This window comes from Corynebacterium sp. HMSC075F02, assembly GCF_001838335.1.
Taxonomy (GTDB): Bacteria; Actinomycetota; Actinomycetes; order Mycobacteriales; family Mycobacteriaceae; genus Corynebacterium; species Corynebacterium jeikeium_D.
Genome location: NZ_KV836308.1, coordinates 59,897 through 79,458, shown reverse-complemented (window position 1 = coordinate 79,458; position 19,562 = coordinate 59,897). Strand labels below are relative to the sequence as shown.

The 19,562-nt window shown below is 58.4% G+C and carries 12 protein-coding genes; 3 read left to right on the top strand and 9 right to left on the bottom strand.

From position 1 onward, the window contains the following. Positions 1 to 363: 363 nt before the first annotated feature. Positions 364 to 1,239 (bottom strand): abortive infection family protein, encoded by an 876-nt coding sequence (locus HMPREF2920_RS03475; protein ID WP_070601361.1) that lies wholly within the window; start codon positions 1,237 to 1,239, stop codon positions 364 to 366. Positions 1,240 to 1,467: 228 nt separating this feature from the next. Between HMPREF2920_RS03475 and HMPREF2920_RS03470 the strand changes: the two genes are divergently transcribed. Further along, positions 1,468 to 2,163: an acetyltransferase gene (locus HMPREF2920_RS03470; protein WP_070601362.1), complete on the top strand. Its 696-nt coding sequence runs from the start codon at positions 1,468 to 1,470 to the stop codon at positions 2,161 to 2,163. Here the strand turns inward: HMPREF2920_RS03470 and HMPREF2920_RS03465 are convergent. The 6 genes from HMPREF2920_RS03465 to HMPREF2920_RS03440 are packed head-to-tail and all read right to left on the bottom strand — an operon-like array spanning position 2,147 to position 9,879. Next, positions 2,147 to 2,797: a sugar transferase gene (locus tag HMPREF2920_RS03465; RefSeq protein WP_070601363.1), complete on the bottom strand. Its 651-nt coding sequence runs from the start codon at positions 2,795 to 2,797 to the stop codon at positions 2,147 to 2,149. The genes HMPREF2920_RS03470 and HMPREF2920_RS03465 overlap by 17 nt on opposite strands. 10 nt (positions 2,798 to 2,807) lie before the next feature. Continuing rightward, complete coding sequence (locus tag HMPREF2920_RS03460; protein ID WP_070601364.1) at positions 2,808 to 4,370, bottom strand: O-antigen ligase family protein; 1,563 nt, start codon at positions 4,368 to 4,370, stop codon at positions 2,808 to 2,810. Next, positions 4,367 to 5,545 (bottom strand): DegT/DnrJ/EryC1/StrS family aminotransferase, encoded by a 1,179-nt coding sequence (locus HMPREF2920_RS03455; RefSeq protein WP_070601365.1) that lies wholly within the window; start codon positions 5,543 to 5,545, stop codon positions 4,367 to 4,369. Before HMPREF2920_RS03455 ends, HMPREF2920_RS03460 begins: the two co-directional genes overlap by 4 nt. Further along, positions 5,545 to 6,735, bottom strand: a complete 1,191-nt coding sequence (locus HMPREF2920_RS03450; RefSeq protein ID WP_070601366.1) for a glycosyltransferase family 4 protein — start codon at positions 6,733 to 6,735, stop codon at positions 5,545 to 5,547. Before HMPREF2920_RS03450 ends, HMPREF2920_RS03455 begins: the two co-directional genes overlap by 1 nt. 3 nt (positions 6,736 to 6,738) lie before the next feature. Continuing rightward, positions 6,739 to 7,983: a lipopolysaccharide biosynthesis protein gene (locus HMPREF2920_RS03445; RefSeq protein WP_048731977.1), complete on the bottom strand. Its 1,245-nt coding sequence runs from the start codon at positions 7,981 to 7,983 to the stop codon at positions 6,739 to 6,741. An 18-nt stretch (positions 7,984 to 8,001) separates the two neighbouring features. Further along, complete coding sequence (locus HMPREF2920_RS03440; protein ID WP_070601367.1) at positions 8,002 to 9,879, bottom strand: polysaccharide biosynthesis protein; 1,878 nt, start codon at positions 9,877 to 9,879, stop codon at positions 8,002 to 8,004. A 366-nt stretch (positions 9,880 to 10,245) separates the two neighbouring features. Here HMPREF2920_RS03440 and HMPREF2920_RS10775 point away from each other — a divergent pair, with 366 nt between their 5' ends. Then, entirely contained in the window at positions 10,246 to 10,398 is a 153-nt protein-coding gene (locus HMPREF2920_RS10775) for a hypothetical protein (protein ID WP_161798520.1), read from the top strand. 132 nt (positions 10,399 to 10,530) lie between these two features. Beyond that, on the top strand, positions 10,531 to 13,098 hold the full coding sequence (locus HMPREF2920_RS03435) for a multicopper oxidase domain-containing protein (protein ID WP_070854007.1): 2,568 nt from the start codon (positions 10,531 to 10,533) through the stop codon (positions 13,096 to 13,098). An 8-nt stretch (positions 13,099 to 13,106) separates the two neighbouring features. Here the strand turns inward: HMPREF2920_RS03435 and HMPREF2920_RS03430 are convergent, their stop codons facing one another. Both HMPREF2920_RS03430 and gltB read right to left on the bottom strand, forming a co-directional pair. Continuing rightward, entirely contained in the window at positions 13,107 to 14,648 is a 1,542-nt protein-coding gene (locus tag HMPREF2920_RS03430; protein ID WP_070854006.1) for a glutamate synthase subunit beta, read from the bottom strand. Then, positions 14,641 to 19,263: a glutamate synthase large subunit gene (gene gltB / locus HMPREF2920_RS03425; protein ID WP_070854022.1), complete on the bottom strand. Its 4,623-nt coding sequence runs from the start codon at positions 19,261 to 19,263 to the stop codon at positions 14,641 to 14,643. The genes HMPREF2920_RS03430 and gltB overlap by 8 nt, the downstream gene beginning before the upstream one ends. Between the last annotated feature and the right edge of the window lie 299 nt (positions 19,264 to 19,562).

Sequence of the window (19,562 nt, the reverse complement as noted above, 5' to 3'; positions counted from 1 at the left end):
GATTCGGAGCTCAGCCTCGAACCAGCGCCAGGGAAATCTATGGATTCACTACTAGGCATCTTTGCAGCCCCAAATATAGTTCCGTCGCACTTTCTATAGTGATTTCTCGCTTTACGGCGAACACAACCTAGGCTTTCCTAGGTTATGAACTTTTACCTTCCCGAACTGCAACGAGAAAAACTCTAATGGAGCTTTTCGAGACACATCCACCAACGTTTAGATAGCTCGAACCTTTCCCCATTTCTCTAACGGAAAAATAGGCCGCCAAGAGCCTACTACAGAGACCAAGTAAATCCAGCTGAAGAATCACTAGATACAGATAACTTTTTAGTAATGAGAGAAAAGACCAAAAAATTTCAATACTTAAAAGGGAGATATCTGCCGTTGGTTATAGACTCCGAGGACATAACGACACCACGCAATAGCAGAGTCCACTGCTAAATCCGCAGTTACTTTATCGAGTTCTGGAACTTCATTCATTCCATGTCCTGAGTCAGTTTGGCGAGACCTTAGGTCCGCTACACCCTGAACCATCTTATTCAGTCCTCTACGTACCGACTCGAAAGCTTCGCTTGTCATCAAAGCTCCCCCTGATTCGCCAATTCCTAGCATTTTATGCACTTTGGATGCCCTCTCCATCACCCTGAGATCAATGATTTCCGAATCCTTCATTCCCATAGCGGAAAGAATTGCAGCAGCGACTGCTTCAATTACATCCTTCGCGTAACCTACGACTTCCAAGTAGTCATGCTCGATTGTTAAAGCTCGGTTTAGCTTCTTAACTTTTCGCGTAACCCCATCGATTGAAGGCAGATTACTCAAATCGAAAAGATCAAGAGGAACCCCTTCCGGCTCCTCAATCCTCTGACTCTCCAAAGACAACCTAAAACCATCTTCACGGCAAGCGCGGCTGAGATCTTGAATCAAGGCTTCATACCTTAATTCACCCTCCCAGTCGGAATAGTCACTATTCCGAAGCATCTGACTCAAAGCCCGAAGTCCCCGTGATGCTTCTTCTTGGTTGCCCCAGTCCACTCGTTTAGAAAAATTCTGCCCAATTTCAAGCGATGAATAAAGGTTTGGGTTATCCTTCAAAGCTTCAGGGTTCGGAGTATCGGGATGGAAGAACTCGAATCGAGCCCAGCACATATATGTCTCATACGGGGTCAGGAAATCTGTTAAACCCATCGCTGCACCACGGATATTTACGCTGACTAAATCAGGATTTTTCTTAACCATCTTCTTCTCTATCTCCTCTCGTCCTTAACCGCATACCCTCACGCGACCTTCTCCATCTGCTTCTTATCAGCATCTTAACTAGCAGGCCGGAATGAACAGCCTCGTTAAACGATGGTGCTTCGAACGTTGGCACCCATACACAATCGCCCCCTAATCTCTTAGCGTGCAAATTCACTTCGACGCTTTTGCCCTGGCGGTGCCGCTATACGGCATGGGACAATTGTCCTCATGCCAAAGCAGTGGATTAACAACACGACGACCGAAAAAATTGTCATCGTCGGCGCTGGTGGTTTTGGGCGAAACGTGGTCAGCTTCATCAAGGACATCAACGACTACGCAGCAGCCAACGGCCTACCACCGCAGTGGGAAATCCTAGGCATTATTGATGATGGCACCCCAGATATGACCTTTTTCCACAAAATGGGCGTGCAACTCTTGGGCAAAACCGAAATCCTCGCGGACTTGCCCGAGGGGGTTTATTACACAGTCGCAATCGGTAGCGGCGCAGCTCGACGTTCGATTGCGCAACGCGCAGATGCCGAAGGGCTCGTGCCTGCGACTCTGGTCCACCCAGACACCAGCATTGGCGCGCTGGTCTCGCTCGGAGAGGGCACGGTCATCTGCCCCGGGGCACGCTTGACCTGCAATATTGAGGTAGGCAAGCACGCCCAAATCAATATGAATGTCACAATCGGCCACGATGCAGTGCTGCGGGACTACTGCACAATCTTCCCGCTCAATGCCGTGTCGGGCTTTGTCACGCTTGGCGAGGCCTGCACACTAGGCGCCAACTCCGTAATCAACCCCGGCCTCACCGTCGGCGAGGGAGCTTACATCGGATCCGGAGCCGCAGTTACCAGAAACGTCGATGACTACACCGTTGTCGCCGGTGTTCCCGCGGGCGTAATTAAGAACCTGCGTTAGCCGAAACGTCCTTATCCGACGAACCGGTGAACTCGGTCATGGTCACTTGCCCCTCTTCCGAGATCCCTTCACGCTTGAGCACCACCAAGATCGTGTCGAGCAGAATCTTTGCATCGAGCAGTAGCGACCAATTATCCACGTACTGCACGTCGTACTCGAAACGCTCTTCCCAGGTGATGCCATTGCGGCCCGACACCTGGGCAAGCCCCGTAATTCCCGGTGGCACCTCATGGCGGCGTGCTTGGCGCGGCGAATAGCGCTCTAGGTACTTCATGCGCAGCGGGCGCGGACCAACGAGGCTCATGTCGCCACGCAGAACGTTAAAGAGCTCCGGGAGTTCGTCCAAGCTTGTGGACCGAAGGAACTTTCCCACCTCCGTGAGGCGGGACGCATCGTCGACAAGCCCCTTTGCCGGATTGACGTGATGCATCGTCCGGAACTTGAGGATATTAAACGGCTTACCATCCTGGCCCGGGCGTTCCTGGCGGAATAGGACTGGCTTTCCCATGGAAAGTCGCACTGCCAGAGCCGTAGCGCCCATAACTGGCGACAGCACAATCAAGCCCGCTGCAGATGCCGCGATGTCGACGCCACGCTTAATTACCCGTTGCGCGCGGATGCTCAGTGAATCCATTGGTTATCTCCTATTTTTCGTTGAACATTTCGCGCAGAAGCTTTTCGGCACGCGCATCGACTTCCGCATTGGAACGGTTCCTGACCAGCCATCCGATTGCACCCACTGCACCGGCCGCGGCAAACGACGCTGCCGCAACGCGCAGTTTCTTGTGGTCATTCTGGTTGTCAGGCGCACTTTGCTTGACGACGGCCACCGCTGGCTCCAGCTCCGGCACAACCGGCTCCGCGGTATCGGTGACCATGACTGGTTCGGGCTCGGCTGCGGGTTCTGGTTGCGGCTCCAGCTCTGGTTCTGCCAATGCTGTGTCCTGCGCGCGGCGCCGTAGGCTCAGCATTGTAAATGCTGCTGCAAAGCCAAATAGCCATAGCGAACGGGAATCGTAGTAGTAGCCGGAAAAAACCTGTGCCACAAGAACCGCTAACGCCACAGCTGCGGTCAGACCAGCTTGAAGAAACTTGAATAGGTGGCGACAGGCGATTGCCAGCACAACCAGCACAATCACAAACAGGCCGATACCTATGACACCCGCTTCAGATTCGACTGTGTAGAAGATATTGTGCGGATGCTCCAGTGGACGTGAAGACCTCGGTGTCGACAGCACAACGAAGCTATGCAGGCCTCCACCAAAGATGCGGTGTTCACTCATGATTCGGAAAGCTTCATCATGGAGATAACCGCGTCCGGAATCATGTTCTTTTTCGAAGGTCAACTGGATAAAGCGCGTCTTAAAGTACTCTTCAATCTCGGTACCTGCGATGAACCGCGAGTATCCATACGCGACCGCTGCGGCGACTGCGACGTAAAAAACAGTCGCCCACTTCCAACCCCAGTGAAAAAACACAGCTATTGCGGTAAAGAGGACTACCACGGTGGTAGCAACCAGTACACCGCGGCTTCCCGACGCAACGAGACCGTAAGCAAATGGTGCAGCAAACAAGAGAACTGCCCACATGAACTTACGCCACAGCATGAAAAACACAGCTGCCGCGATGCCGTACAGCATGAAACGGGCAAAGACATTCGGGCCACCGCCGAACGCCGTCATGCGTCCGACATATTTCGGACCAGTAATGCCACCGTAGAGAAAAATAAGCGAGCAAATGGCTACTGCTAACCACAGCCATACCAGTGCCTGAGGATGCAAATAGAACAGTATTGCTGACATCGTGGCGATGAGCCCAAGCGTTATCAACGCAGTAACGACAGGAGCAACTTCGGCAGCTTCGGGGGCCCACAGTCCGGACAGCATCATCCAGAACAACCAGGCATAGAAAGCCACTAATGCCCACACGGCCATCGGCCACTGCTTTACATTGCCAGCGCCTTTCATCGCATTCAGCCAACTCTGGCGCTGCGCTTCTGGGGTGCCGATGGCTGTAAGGATTGCAACGATTACCAAAATCGGCAATGCAAGAGAGAGATCAGGAAGCGCCGAAGAGACGTCCTTCATCGTCGTGTCGCCAACGTAGAGGACACCAGCAAACATTCCCGCGGCCACCACAATAAACAGCGACTGCAGTATTGGTTTTCGCTGTTTTACAGTTTCTCCAGCTACCTCTGTAGAAGTCATCCCAGCACTTCCTTCAAAACACCTATCACCCGCGCGACGTCGTCATCGTCCAGCGCCGGACCACTAGGAAGAGTAATGCCACGGGAGAAAAGATTCTCAGCGGTGCCGTTGATGGTCGCTCGCGCGCCTTCATACACCGGCTGTAGGTGCATGGGCTTCCACAGGTGACGAGCCTCAATGTTGGCCTCACCCAGTGCTGCAACCACGCTGTCTGGGCTCAGGACGCCCTTATCGACGGCCTCCTGCGGCAACACAATTGAGGTCAGCCAGCAGTTCTCGGTGAAACGCTCGTCGGAGTCAGAGAGCAAGCGGGTACCTTTACCAGGGGCATCGTCGTCAAGCGAGGCGAGCAAATCGATGTACGCATCACGAATCTGGCGGCGGCGAGCGATCATGTCGTCCAGACGCGAGTGCTGCGCCCGCCCCAGTGCGGCGAGCAGACTGGACAGGCGGTAGTTGTAGCCGATTTCGGTGTGTTCGTACCAGGCGACGGGCTGACGCGCCTGCGTGGAGAGGTAGCGCGCGCGGGCGATGAGGTCAGCATCGTTGGACAGCAGCATGCCACCGCCGGAGGTGGTCATGATTTTGTTGCCGTTGAAAGACAGCGCGGCGGCACGGCCGAAACTGCCGGCCGGCTGACCATCGACACTGGCACCGAGCGCCTCGGCGGCGTCCTCGATGAGCGCGATGCCGAGTTCTTCCAGGCGTGGCGCGAAGGCCGGGTAATCGGCGCAGCGGCCAAAGAGGTCCACAATCATCACGGCGGGAACGCTCTTGCCCTCGGCAAGCAGCTCATCGACGGTGCCGAGCAGCAGCTCAGGGTCGATGTTTCCGTCCTCTGCGGCATCGACGAACACCGGCGTAGCACCAACGTAAGCAATGGCGTTGGTCGTGGCCGCGAAGGTCATGGTGGAAACCGGAATGTAGTCACCTTCACCGATCCCCAGCGCAAGCAGCGCCAAGTGCAGGCCAGCGGTGCCAGACGACAGCGCGAGCGCGTGCTCAACACCGCAGCGCTTGGCAATCTCCGCTTCAAACGCGTCTACCTCGGGTCCCAACGGAGCCACCCAACCAGAGTGGAGTGCGCGAACGACGGCCTGCTCTTCTGCTTCGGTGACTGTCGCGAGCGAAAGAAAGATCCGCTCATTGGGCTTGTTAGCGTCGGCGTTAGTCATTACTTCTGCACCTTTCGGACGCGGTTGAGCACCTCGATGAGCTGGTTGTACAGGCTGTCACGAGCGAAACGCTTCTCACCCAGTTCGCGGTTGCGCTGTCCAGCTGCACGCAGCTCATCGCGGTCGGAGATGATCTCAGCGAATCGCTTGGCCGCGGTCGGAATATCGCGCGAGAGACGCCAACCGGCATCGTGCTCGGTTGCAGCTTCCTCCAGCCAGCCACCGTGGTTGAACACCACCGGACGCGATGCGGCCATGGCATCGAAGACCTTGTTCAGGGAGTTGCCCTCCAGGCAGGGGTCATCACGCAGCGGCGATAGCGCGATATCGGCGGCAGACACGTACTTGGCGACATCTTCCTTCGGCTGACGGCCGAGGAACATCGCATCGGCATCAAGGCCAGCGTTCTTAGCGCGCTGGTACAACGCATCCGAGTCGCTTCCCTGCCCCAGCAGGACAAAACGCACATTCTCCACGCCATCACGACGCAGCTGCGCCGCCAGATCCACAAGCCACTCCAGCTGGTAGGACATGCCAAAACCACCGGCATAGACAGCTACCACGTCATCGCCCCAGCCCTGCTCCTTTCGGAAAGCTGCACGCTGCTCGGCCGGGACATCAAAGCGCTCAAAGTCCGACGCATTCGGAATGACGGTCACGCGCTTCTTCGGAGCGACCTCTTTGACGCCATCGGCCATCGACGGCGACAGCGCCACGACCTCGCTCGATGCCGCATAAAATGCCTTCTCCAGCTGCTTGGCCAGGAAAATTGCCACCGGATTATTGAGGTAGCCCAACTTGATCGGCACCTCTGGCCACAGGTCACGAATTTCCGCCACCAACGGCGCACGCTGGGTAAACTTCGCCACGATTCCCGGAACCGCCACAGTCAGCGGGGTCGAGGACGCGTAGATCACGTCGGCAGGCACACGGGCAGCGACCGCAGAGGCTCGCACCAGGAAGTTCAAGAAACTGACGATGCGCTCGCGCTTCGACATTTCATTGCGGTACGGAATCGATAGACGACGCACGTGGATACCATCAACCGTTTTATCCATGGCCTCATCGCGACCACAGATCATTGTCACCTCGTGGCCTGCGGCGGCCATTCGGCGGGCAAACTCGTAGGGTCGGGAACCACCCGGCTCACCGGGGAGAACAAAGTGCTGGTGGATATAAGTGATTCGCATTGTTTAGGCTTCCTCGATTACGTCGACGGGGAGTTCTTCGGTGGTAGTTGATGGATTCTTCTGGCCTCCGCTTGGCTGCATCAGCGCCACTGCTGCAACAGCGGCTGCTGCAAAGTAGACAATTGCGCTGGTCCACGCGAGACCGAGGGCGTCTCCGAGAAGAATGCCCATCGGGTAACAAATGACAGCGATAACGGCGGAAATGAGCTCCACTCGGCCAATTCGACGGGGATTGTCGCTGCCGAGAATTTCACCGCACAGGTGTCGGTAGCAGCCGAGCACCACGGCCGCGATAGTCAGTGGCAGCACCAACTCCCGGGAAGGCTCAAACTCATGGCCGAATACCGGCACGATGAGGAAGTAGAGTGCCACCCCACCGAGCGCACCAAGTGCTCCGTACGCTGCAGTGACTATGCCAAGGTGTCGGAGCACACGAGATGGGGTGAGTTCGCGACCCCTCTGGTCGCTGGTGCGCTGATCGGCGACTGACTGCGCGATCCAGTACAGCGGTTCCGTCGCCGTCGCCACGACTACAAAAAGACCTAACGACGCCGGTGAGGCCAGCGCCGGCAGCAAAACGCGACCCAAGCGTGTGGTCGTCAACGGCCCCAGACCCGATGCGATGAATGGGGCATTTGTTCGTGCCGTCTCTACCACTCCGCCAACACGGGAATCGGTGTGTTTGCGTGACTTCGCTAGCGACCAGATTGCCAGTGGCAGTGCCGGGAAGATATAGGCCGCAGCCCACCAGCGCCAGTCCTCGACTCCGGCGAAATAGAGCGCAGCGCTTATTAGCAGTACTGAGCCCTGAAAACCGACGAATACTGCGACGAAGAAGGACACTCGATGGCGGCTGATAGCCATGGCACGGACCATGGAAAATGACACGGTAACCAAGGCGACGACGCCGGCCATTGCCGTCCACGGTCCGTAGACGACTCCTGCGATGGCACAGGCAATCAGAGCGACCACAGTCATGGCGAAACCACTCGGAATGAGACCGTGGTCGTAATCATCGCGGCGCAGCAAAAGCCGATCGGCCCCAAATCCGACGAATGGCGCCACAATATAGGCGAACTGCAAAACGGTAGCGACCTCGCCTCGACCGGCGGGCCCCAGCACTCGCGCGGAAAGAATACTGACCACAAAGGCGACGACTGCGGCGAGCGCTGAAGCTGCCGAAATCGTCGCAACTGTTCGAACTCTTTGCGCCAGCTGCCCGGAGTTAGAGGAGCTGGTGGTTGTCACGGTGGGGAGTCATCCTAACTATTTTGCTTTCGAGCTAGCGGTTGCAAGTGATTGTGCACCGGTGGGATGCGCCTCAATACTGCTTTGCGCCCCACCGTGCTCTGCAAGCCAACGACGTGCAGCATCGTGATTATGTGTGCACGGGAGAATCCGCGAATTCAGCCGTTCCGGCTCAACACGTACCTCAGTGATTAGCGGATGACGATCACCGATCTTGGGAACCTCGCGGTCATCAACCAAGTCCTCGGAGATTTTCTCACCGTCACGAAGACCCGTGTAGACAATCTCTACGTCTGCGTCATGGAGCCTAATGAGGTTCTCCGCCAGCTCAGCAATCTTGACCGGCTTACCCATCTCCAGCACCAGAGTCTCACCGGACTCTGCAATAACGGTAGCCTGCAGCACCAGCTGCGATGCCTCCGGAATGGTCATGAAGTAGCGCTGAACGTCAGGATGCGTCACCGTCACCGGGCCGCCCTCTTCAATCTGACGCTGGAAAGTCGTAATGACCGAACCGCGCGAGCCAAACACGTTACCGAAGCGGACAGATGCCCAGACACCTTCGTGAGTTTTCCCCATGTGCGCAGTCAGACGTTCCGCAGCGCGCTTGGATTCACCCAGAATCGAGGCCGGGTTCGCAGCCTTGTCCGTGGAAATATTAATAACGGTTGAAACGTTAGCCGCAGCCGCTGCATCCAGGACGTTCTGGGTTCCGATGACATTGGTTTGCACTGCTTCTGCAGGGTAGCTCTCCAGCAGTGGCAGGTGCTTGAGAGCTGCAGCATGGTAGACAACATCGGGCTTGCGCTCGGTGAAGATTTGCGTCAGCATCTCCGCGTCACGGATATCAGCCAGGACGGTATCGGAGCCGTCGAGAAGCGCCGAACCCGTCAGCGACAGCTGCGTGGCATGCAAGCCGCCCTCATCGCGATCCAGCATGATCAGTTCTGCCGGCTCAAAGCGGTGAACCTGTCGGCAGATTTCCGAACCGATAGAACCTCCAGCGCCGGTGACCAGCACCTTCTTACCGCGGATTATGGAAGCGACCTTGGATTCATCCAGGTGCAGAGGCTGACGGCCAATGAGGTCGGCGATGTTAATTTCGCGCACCTGCGAGGTAGCGACAGCACCACGGTGGCGCGAGTACTCTTCCACCGGCGGCAGAATGAGCAGGCGCAGCGACGATTCCTCACAAATGTGGTTGAGGACGTTGATGCACTCAGTGGACAGTGGCTCATCAGTCGCAATGATGACCGACTGCGCCGAAGTGCGCGATGCGAGCTCACCCAGCTGATCAATTCCACGAACCACGCGGAGACCATGGATACGAGAAATATGGTTCTCGCCGCTTTCTTTGGGATCGACGATTCCAACCAAGTGGAAGCGGTTCTCACGGGAGATACCGGAATCCGTAAGGCTGTTAATAAAGAATTTGGCTCGACGGCCTGCACCGAGAACAATCAAGCGATCATCCGTCTGACGGGAGCCAAAGTTGTTGGTAATCCAGCGAGCGAGAGTTCGGGTATAGATACTTGCCAAAGTTGCGACACAGCCGCCTGCGAACGGAACGTACCACGCAATTTCCGGGAAGGTCTTCAGGATTTGAGCTAACCCAGTGGCTGCGGTAGCGCCGCCCATGCTGATGCTCAGCAGAACAATATCTTCAGTTCGACTGCCGGGCCATACGCGTTGTGGGTTGGTGTACTCCCCGAGCAGCAGGCCGAGCAGGACGATGACGGCCACGGCGACAGCGACAACCAAAAAATTAGTGCCTGATATTTCAGAGAAAGATACCAATTCACCGCGGACGATTCCGTTAGCGGCGGACAGCGCAATCAGCCAGGCGAGTACGTCAAATACGCACCAGGCGAGCTGCTTCCAGTCTCGGATAAACATTCTTATGCCTTTTACTGCTGGTTAAATTTTCTTACGCACAATGCGTTCCACAGGCTTGGCATACTATGCGATATGAACTACATTTACAGCCCCCTACTACAAAGGGCTACCCCATCGTTCGGGTAGCCAAAAAGCCACCTTTACCACTCATCATTCTCCCTGGTAAAACAACGTTTCACCAACTGTTTACTGAAGCTTCAATCTGTTTACATTCATCTAACTAGCTGTACAAACTAGCTTCTAACGTAACCACTTCCTGACGATTGCAATTAATGCAAAATCACCTCTTTATTGAGATATTTATTCAAGGAAGTATTTGCGTGAATACTCAAACAATCGTTTTTGACAAAAGGGTTACACTTCCCCGTGAGCACATCATCAATGCGTCGGGCACGCGCTTTCATCACCCGGAAGCCCTTCCTTGCTGCCCTGATGCTGATTCAAAACCGGATGGGTCAGACACAGAAGACCACACAGTTCTGGCAGGCCCACAAAAACGGCGAAGACCCGACCAAATAAAAGCACTCTTACATGCGCCCATATTAAATGCGCACCCAGTATGCGTATTATTGATATATGTCGTCGCACGCCACACCAGAACCCCAATCCCCCACAACCAAACCGCCTACTAAGCCTGGCAAGAAGCGCCGCATGTCCTGGCATCGCAAGGCCGGTATGCCAGTGCGCTGGTGGTTCGCCTCCATCATTGTGGCAGCACTCATTCACCCTTTCGTCACCGATGGCCGTTGGCTGTTGGTGCATCTCTTTACCCTCGGCGCCGTCACCAACTCCATCCTCATCTGGGGCCGCCACTTCACCGAAAAGCTACTGAAAATCGACGTGCCCGTTGGCAATCGGAAGATTCAGTTGGCAAATATTTACCTGCTCAACGTAGGTATTGTCGCAACGGTCGTCGGCAAGCTCGGTGACTGGTGGCCAGTGACCACCGTCGGCGCGGCGGTCATCGGCGTCGCCGTCGCATGGCATGCGATTTCCCTCGGACGCGACCTGGTAGCGAAGCGCGATCGGCCATTCGCCATCTCCGTTGCGCACTACGTCGCGTCGGCATGCCTACTGCCCATCGGCGCTGCACTCGGCGCCATCCTCGCATCTCCGAAGGGCAAAGCGCTTCACGACGACCTCCTATTGGCACACGAAGCCGTCAACCTCATTGGCTTCCTCGGGCTCGCGGCCTGCGGCACGCTCATCACCATGTTCCCAGCGCTGTGGCGAACCCAGATGTCGCCGCATTCCCGCCCGAAGCTGGCACTAGCAGTACAGCTCATAGGTATCGCAGTTACCGCGATCGGTGCACTGACCAGCTTCAACTGGATCGCCTCGGTCGGCCTTGGCATTATCACTATCGGCTGGGTCATAGCCGCCATCCCGTGGGCACACAACGTCATGACTGTCGCTAAAGACCCGCGCGACCGTCTCAGCTACCCGGCGCTGTCTGTCGCGGCCGCCATCGTATGGCTAATCGGCACACTCGCAGTCGCCACAGTCAAGGCGCTTGACGACGGCTTCGTAATCTCAACCCTCACGCTGCCGCTGGTAATCGGTTTCGGCGCTCAGTTGCTTATCGGCATGATGAGCCAACTCCTGCCCGCAACCATCGGCGGAGGTGCTGGTCCAGTCTCAGCAGGTATGAAGGAACTTGACCGTGCGGGCGCATTCCGCTGGTCGACCATCAATATTGGTCTGGCACTGTGGCTGCTACCACTGCCGTCGTGGACCAAGGTGGCGGTCTCCGCGCTGGTCTCCCTCGCATTAGTGTCCTACCTACCGCTGGTCGGCCGGGCCGCAAAGGCACAGATTGGTGCGCTGAAGGAACGCCAGAAGGCACGAGCTAACAAGGAAGCATCGCCGAAGCCGGTCGAGCTGCAAGCAACCGCGCGTCGTCTCGGTGCTCAAACTACCGCTGCTCTGGCTGTATTAGGCCTGGTAGTATCCGTCGGCGTTGCGCTGAGCGGTAGCGGTGGTGGTACGAGCAGCATGGAAACCACCGGTGATGTTGCGCCCACCGGAGAAACCGTCGAGGTCACGGTCACTGCCAACGATATGACCTATACCCCGAACGTCATTGAGGCGAACCCCGGCGACCGCCTGGTCATCACCATGGTCAACGCGGATTCCCAAGTCCACGATCTGCGCTTGGCCACCGGCGAGGACACCGGCCGAGTCTCCCCCGGCGACTCCGCCACCATCGAAGTGCCGGTCGTCCCTGGCGACATTGACGGTTGGTGCACCATTGCTGGCCACCGCCAGATGGGCATGACGCTCACAGTTAATGCAGGTGGTTCGAATCATTCACACCGCACCGAGCACGGCAGCCACTCCGGCCATGCCACGCCAGGCGCACTCGGGAATGTCGGCGAGCTACCCGGCCCGGATTCCCCCACCATCAACCCGCTATTAGAACCCGCCGAGGACGCCACGGTTCACCACGTCACGCTGCGGGCCAGCGAATTCACTGGCTACGCTGCCCCTGGCGTCGAGCAGCAGCACTGGGTTTACAACGGCAAACCGCTGGGGCCAACTCTGCGCGGCAAGGTGGGCGACGAGTTCGTCGTCACGCTCATTAATGACGGCACCATGAGTCACTCCATCGACTTTCATGCCGGCATTGTTTCGCCGGACGAGCCAATGCGCGACATCGCCCCTGGTGAGAAGCTTGAGTACCGCTTCCGTGCTGACCGCGCGGGCATCTGGATGTACCACTGCGCAACCATGCCCATGTCCATGCACATCGCTGCCGGTATGCACGGTGCCGTCATCATCGACCCACCGAATCTCACTGATGTTGACCACGAGGTTCTTCTGGTGCAGTCGGAAAGCTACTGGGGCGAGGACAGCCCCGACGCCGACAAGACCATGGCCGAGGACCCCGATATCTACAAGTTCAACGGCTACCCCGACCAGTATCTCACCCACCCAATTCGCATTCGCGCAGGTGAGACGGTACGTTTCTGGGTACTTGCCGCCGGCCCCAACAAGGGCACGAGCTTCCATATCGTCGGCACGCAGTTCCATCGCGTGTACAAGGAGGGCGCGCTTTTGCTTGACGACGGCGTGGGCGGTGCCCAAGCCCTTGACCTCGGTGCCGCGCAGGGTGGTTATGTTGAGGCCGAATTCCCGGAGCCAGGCACGTACCGCTTTGTCGACCACCAGATGGTGCATGCCGAAATGGGGGCACGCGGCAACATAGTGGTGAACTAAACCAGGGTTTACAACTTAATTGGAGCGTCTTCTGGCTCCACCGCGCGAGGCAAGTTGGACTCGCCCATCAGGTACTGGTCCACGGCCTCGGCGCAGGCGCGGCCTTCGGCGATAGCCCACACAATCAAACTGGCACCACGGCCATTGTCACCGGCCACGAACACGGGACCGTCGAAGTTCTGCTCGATGTCGCTGCGCACGGCGAGGTAGTCGTCGTCACGCATCATCACACCGCGATCGTTGAACTGAATCCCCAGCTCATGCGACAGACCACCGCGCTCCGGACCGGAGAAGCCCAGCGCGATGAGAACTAGGTCGGCATCGAGTTCGAAATCCGTATCCTCCATAGGCACACGCTTGCCATCGATGACCTCGACCTCGTTGGCGGACAGGCCGGTCACGTGACCGTCCTCGCCGTGGAAGGAGACGGTGTTGACGTTGAAGACGCGCTTGCCCAGGGTCTCGCCGGTGACGCGAGCGTTGAAGCCGAGTGCCTCGGTAACCTCTGGTGGTTCGGAACCGGTGATGGTGTACTCGCCCTCTTCGTGGGCAGTCGCCACACGCCAGACCAGCGGATACATCGGCCACGGAGTCGACGCCGCACGGGACTTCGGCGCACGCGGGCGAATATCGAACTGCGTGACGGACGCCGCTCCCTGGCGCAGCGCGGTACCGAAGCAGTCAATGCCGGTGTCACCGCCGCCAATGACAACGACCTTCTTGCCCTTCGCATCAATCGGCGGGGTGTCGAGCTCGCCTGCGGCAACGCGGTTGGCACCCGGCAGGTACTCCATAGCCTGGTGAATACCCTCCAAATCACGGCCATCGACAGGCAGGTCGCGGGCCAGTGACGCGCCGGTAGCTAGGACCACTGCATCGAATTCGGCCAGGTCAGCAGCCGTCGGTGAGATGTTGGTGCGGAACTCAGTGCCCTCGATTTCCATCTGCTCGAGACGACGGTCGAGGAAACGCTGCTCCATCTTGTAGTCCGGCACGCCGTAGCGCATCAGACCACCAATCTTGTCGTCGCGCTCGAAGACCGTGACATCATGCCCGGCGCGAGTCAGCTGCTGTGCTGCAGCAAGGCCCGCCGGCCCGGAGCCGATGACAGCGATGTGTTGGCCGGTGTCGAAAGTCGGCACAATCGGCTGCACCCAGCCCTCATCGAAGCCGCGTTCAACGATGGCCAGCTCGATGTTCTTAATGGTCACGGCATCATCATTGATGCCGAGCACACAACCGCCCTCGCACGGAGCCGGACACAGGCGACCGGTCCACTCGGGAAAGTTATTGGTGGCGTGCAAGCGCTCGAAAGCCTCGTGCCAGCGGTTCTGACGAACCAGGTCATTCCACTCCGGAATGATGTTGCCCAGAGGACAGGCCGAGTGACAAAACGGCACGCCGCAGTCCATGCAGCGGGTCGCCTGCTGTTGCAGGTGCTCCTGACTAGCCTCCTCATAGACCTCTTTCCAGTCCATCAGACGCAGCGGAACCGGGCGATGAGCAGGCTCTTCGCGCTGGAATTTCATGAAACCCTTCGGATCAGCCATTGGTTACTGCCTCCATGATTGCCTCGTTGATGTCAGCGTCGTTGTCCTTTGCCTTCGCGACTACGTCGAGAATTCGGGCGTAATCACGCGGCATAATTTTGATGAACTGTGCGGCCGGGAACCGAGTCTTAGAACCCGTGAGCTTGCGGTGCTTCGACAGCGTTGCCTCCAGCCAGCTGATGTCCTCATCGTCGAGAGGCACGATGTCGACCAACTCGGTGTTGATGTTCGCCCGCGTCGCCTCGTTATCCAGCAGGTAGGCGATACCGCCACTCATACCGGCGCCGAAGTTGTGACCGACCGGGCCCGCCACTACGACGCGGCCACCGGTCATGTACTCGCAACCGTGGTTACCGATGCCCTCGACCACGGCCGTGGCACCGGAGTTACGCACGCAGAAGCGCTCGCCGACGGTGCCGCGGACGAAGATTTCACCGCTAGTGGCACCGAAACCAATGACGTTGCCGGCAATCGTGTCGGTAGCCACATCCGCGGTTGGCGGGGTCGAACGTGAAGGTCGGACCACAATCTTGCCTCCGCATAGGCCCTTGCCGACGAAGTCGTTGGCATCGCCCTCCAGCTTGATAGTCACACCGGCCGGCAGGAACGCGCCCAGCGAGTTACCGGCGGAACCGAGCAGGTTGACGACGATGGAGTCGTCGGCAAGCCCCTGCTTACCTGCGACTTTGGTGACTTCGTACCCGAGCCGCGTGCCCACGGAACGGTTCACATTGCTGATGGCGTGGTGCAGCGCCACTGGCGTCGGCGCCAACCCATTCGCGCGCGCCGTACGCAGCGCGGGCTGCGCTTCGTCGATGAGGCGCTCGTCCAACGCACCCTCAAGCCCGTGGTCCTGCGCCTTCGTGCAGTAGGAATCCTGGTCCACGAAGAAGGGGCTCTCGGCAACGTGCAGGATTCGCTCCAGGTCAAGCTTTGCGACGCGCGGAAGGTTGCCCAAATTCTTGCGCGGACGCAGGCACTCGGCATGTCCGACCGCTTCATCGATGGTGCGGAAACCCAGCTCAGCGAGGTATTCACGGACCTGCTGGGCGATGAAGGTGAAGAAGTTGACCACGTGCTCGGCACGGCCGGTGAACTTGCTCCGCAACGTCGGATTCTGGGTGGCAATACCGACTGGGCAGGTGTCCAGGTGGCAGACGCGCATCATGACGCAGCCCTCAACCACCAGCGGAGCGGTGGCAAAACCAAACTCCTCAGCGCCCAACAGCATCGCGACCACGACATCGCGACCGGTCTTGAGCTGGCCATCGCACTGCACGCGGATGCGGTCGCGCAACCCGTTGAGCATCAGGGTCTGCTGGGTTTCAGCGAGCCCCAGCTCCCACGGACCACCGGCGTGCTTGAGGCTGGTCAGCGGCGAGGCGCCGGTGCCGCCATCGTGGCCGGAGATCAACACAACGTCGGCATGCGCCTTCGACACACCAGCGGCGACAGTACCCACACCCTGCTCGGAGACGAGCTTCACGTGAATGCGGGCGCGCGGATTGGCGTTCTTGAGGTCGTAAATGAGCTGCGCCAAATCCTCAATCGAGTAGATGTCGTGATGCGGTGGTGGCGAGATCAGACCCACGCCCGGGGTGGTGATGCGCACTTCCGCAATCCACGGGTAGACCTTGTTCGGTGGCAGCTGGCCACCTTCGCCGGGCTTTGCACCCTGGGCCATCTTGATCTGGATGTCGGTGCAGTTGGACAGGTAATGGCTGGTCACACCGAAGCGACCCGAAGCTACCTGCTTGATGGCAGAGCGTTTCCAATCGCCGTTGGCCTCCATTTCGAAACGGTCTGGATCTTCGCCGCCCTCGCCGGAATTGGACATCGCACCCAGGCGATTCATAGCGATGGCCAGCGTCTCATGTGCCTCCGCAGAGATGGAGCCGTAGCTCATCGCGCCGGTGGAGAAACGCTTGACGATGCTGGAAACCGGCTCGACCTCATCAATGTCGATCGGCTCGCGATCCGAGACGAACTCGAGCATGCCACGCAGGGTTGCCAGCTGCTTGGTCTGCTCATCGACCTTGTTGGTGTAGTCGCGGAAGACCGCGTACTGACCAGTGCGGGTCGCATGCTGCAGCGTGTAGATGGTCTCCGGGTTGAATAGGTGGTACTCGCCTTCGCGGCGCCACTTGTACTCGCCGCCGAGATCCAGCTCGCGGTGTGCTTGCTCTTCCGGACGCGGCAGGAATGCGCTGCGGTGACGAGCTGCAACGTCTTCTGCGACCTCGTCGAGGCCAATGCCCTCCAGCGGAGAAACAGCGCCGGTGAAGTACTCGTCCAGGAACTCCTGCGACAGACCGACGGTGTCGGCCAGCTGTGCGCCACGGTAGGACTGCAGTGAAGCGATACCCATTTTGGACATGACCTTCAGCACGCCCTTGGAGGCGGCCTTACAGTAGTTCGAGCAGGCCTGATCCAGCGTCAGATCACCGAGCTGGTCCTTCATACGCAGCTCATCGATGGTTTCGAAAGCCATGTATGGGTTAATGGCATCGGCGCCAAAGCCCAGCAGCATGGCCATGTGGTGCACCTCGCGTGCGTCGCCAGCCTCAATGATGAGGCTGGCGCGCGTGCGAGTGCGTTCCTCCACCAGGTGGTGGTGGACCGCGGAGGTCAGCAGCAGCGACGGGATCGGCGCAAAGCGCTCGTTGGACTCACGGTCAGACAGTACAATCAGTCGGGCACCACGGTCAATGGCTTCAGAGACCTCACGGCGGACACGACGGATAGCGTTGCGCAGGCCACGGCCACCGCGGGCGACCGGGTACAGGCCAGAGATGACCTCGGCACGGAACTCGGAGTACTCCTCGTTCTTGCCCGCCTGGCACAGGGTGACAAAGTCGTGGTTGTCCAGGATTGGATGCTCAAGCCGGATGCGACGGGCGGCATCGGCGGTGGGCTCCAGGATGTTGGTCTCTGCACCCAGCAACGTATTCATGCTGGTGATGGACTTTTCGCGCAGCGAGTCCAACGGCGGGTTGGTAACCTGCGCGAACCGCTGCGAGAAGAAGTCGAACAGCATGCGAGGGCGGTTGGACAGTGCCGCAATCGGCGTGTCTGAGCCCATCGAACCCAGGCCCTCCGCGCCGGTGAGTGCCATCGGGCGGATGATTAGGTCAACGTCTTCCTCGGTGATGCCGAAGACGCGCTGCCGCAACACCGCGCGGGCATGCGGCATGTACTGGTAGCGCTCTCGTGGCAGGTCGGTGATGTCGACCAGGCCCTCTTTGATCCATTCCTCGTATGGACCGGTGGCGGCCAGCGTGGACTTAATCTCCTTGTCCTCAATAATGCGACCGGCCTTCATGTCCACCAGGAACATGCGCCCCGGCTGCACGCGCGTGCGCTGCACAATCTGCTCCGGCGGGATATCCAGGACACCAGCTTCGGAGGCCATCACCACCAGGCCCTCGTCGGTCACCCAGATGCGCCCCGGGCGCAGACCATTGCGATCCAGGGTGGCACCGATGACCTGGCCGTCGGTAAAGCAGATGGCAGCGGGGCCGTCCCACGGCTCCATCAGGCAGGCGTGGTACTCGTAGAACGCGCGAACCTGCGGGCTGAGATTGTCGTCGTGCTCCCAGGCCTGCGGAACCATCATCATGACCGCATGCGGGAGACTACGACCACCGAGATGCAGTAACTCCAGGGCCTCGTCGAAACGCGCAGTGTCAGAACCGTTGGGGTCGCACACCGGCAGCGCGCGGTCGATGTTGCCCAGCTTGCCAGAGCGAATCAGCGACTCGCGGGCGCGCATCCAGTTCTCGTTGCCGCGCACGGTGTTGATTTCGCCATTGTGAGCGACGTAGCGGTACGGATGTGCCAGCGGCCAGGACGGGAAAGTGTTCGTGGAAAAGCGCGAGTGCACGATGGCGAGCGCGGAAGTGACTTCCTTCTGCTGCAGGTCAAGGTAGAAATCCTTCAGCTGCGGAGTAGTCAGCATGCCCTTGTAGACGATCGTGCGGCTGGACAGCGACGGGAAATACACGGTGTCGCCACCAGAGCCCTCGCCGGCGCCCTGTTCACCCAGCTCACGCTCGCAGCGCTTACGCAGGAAGAACATCTTGCGGTCGAGATCGATATTGCTGAGCTGGCGACCCTCGTAGTTCTTCGCGGTAACGAAGAGCTGACGCAGCACCGGCATAGCCTGGCGAGCCATCTGGCCAAGCCCGTCAGCGTTAATCGGCACATCGCGCCATGCCAAGATCTCGATGCCCTCTTCGGCGCAGATGTCTTCAATAGCCCGGATGGCATCGAGGGTGGCCATGCGCGACTGCGGCAGGAATGCAATACCGGTGGCATAGGTGCCAGCCGGCGGCAAAATGACGCCTTCCTTGCTCAGCTCAGCACGGTAGTAGGCATCCGGAACCTGAATGAGAATGCCGGCACCGTCGCCGGTGGTCTTCTCAGCGCCGGCGGCACCGCGGTGGTCGAGGTTGACCAGTGCCTGAATGCCCTTTTCGACAATGTCATGAGTCTGGCGACCGTAAATGTCGGCAACAAAGGCCACGCCACACGCATCATGTTCGTTCGACGGGTGGTAGAGACCTTCCCTCTGAGGACCACGAGGCAATGTGGTCGCTGTTTCGGTCAGAGTCATGGCTGTCTTAGCTGTCATGGCTGTTTTCCCCTTGTAGGTGCAATGTGCCAATTGGGGGACACGGGTTATCTATATTTCCAACTGTTTTAACAATGCACTTTCACCTAGGCGTATTGCAATACGTATTTAGGGAACTAGCTATATTTACCCACCCCCGAAGGAGCTAGAACACCCTTCCCGTTCGACTAAAACCGGGCTTTTACTACCCGCTTTAACGCCATAACCCCCTAATCGAGCTACCACCCCCGCTAGCTACGCACAATTGTTCGATTCTTTAGCACACCTCTCTCCATACCCAA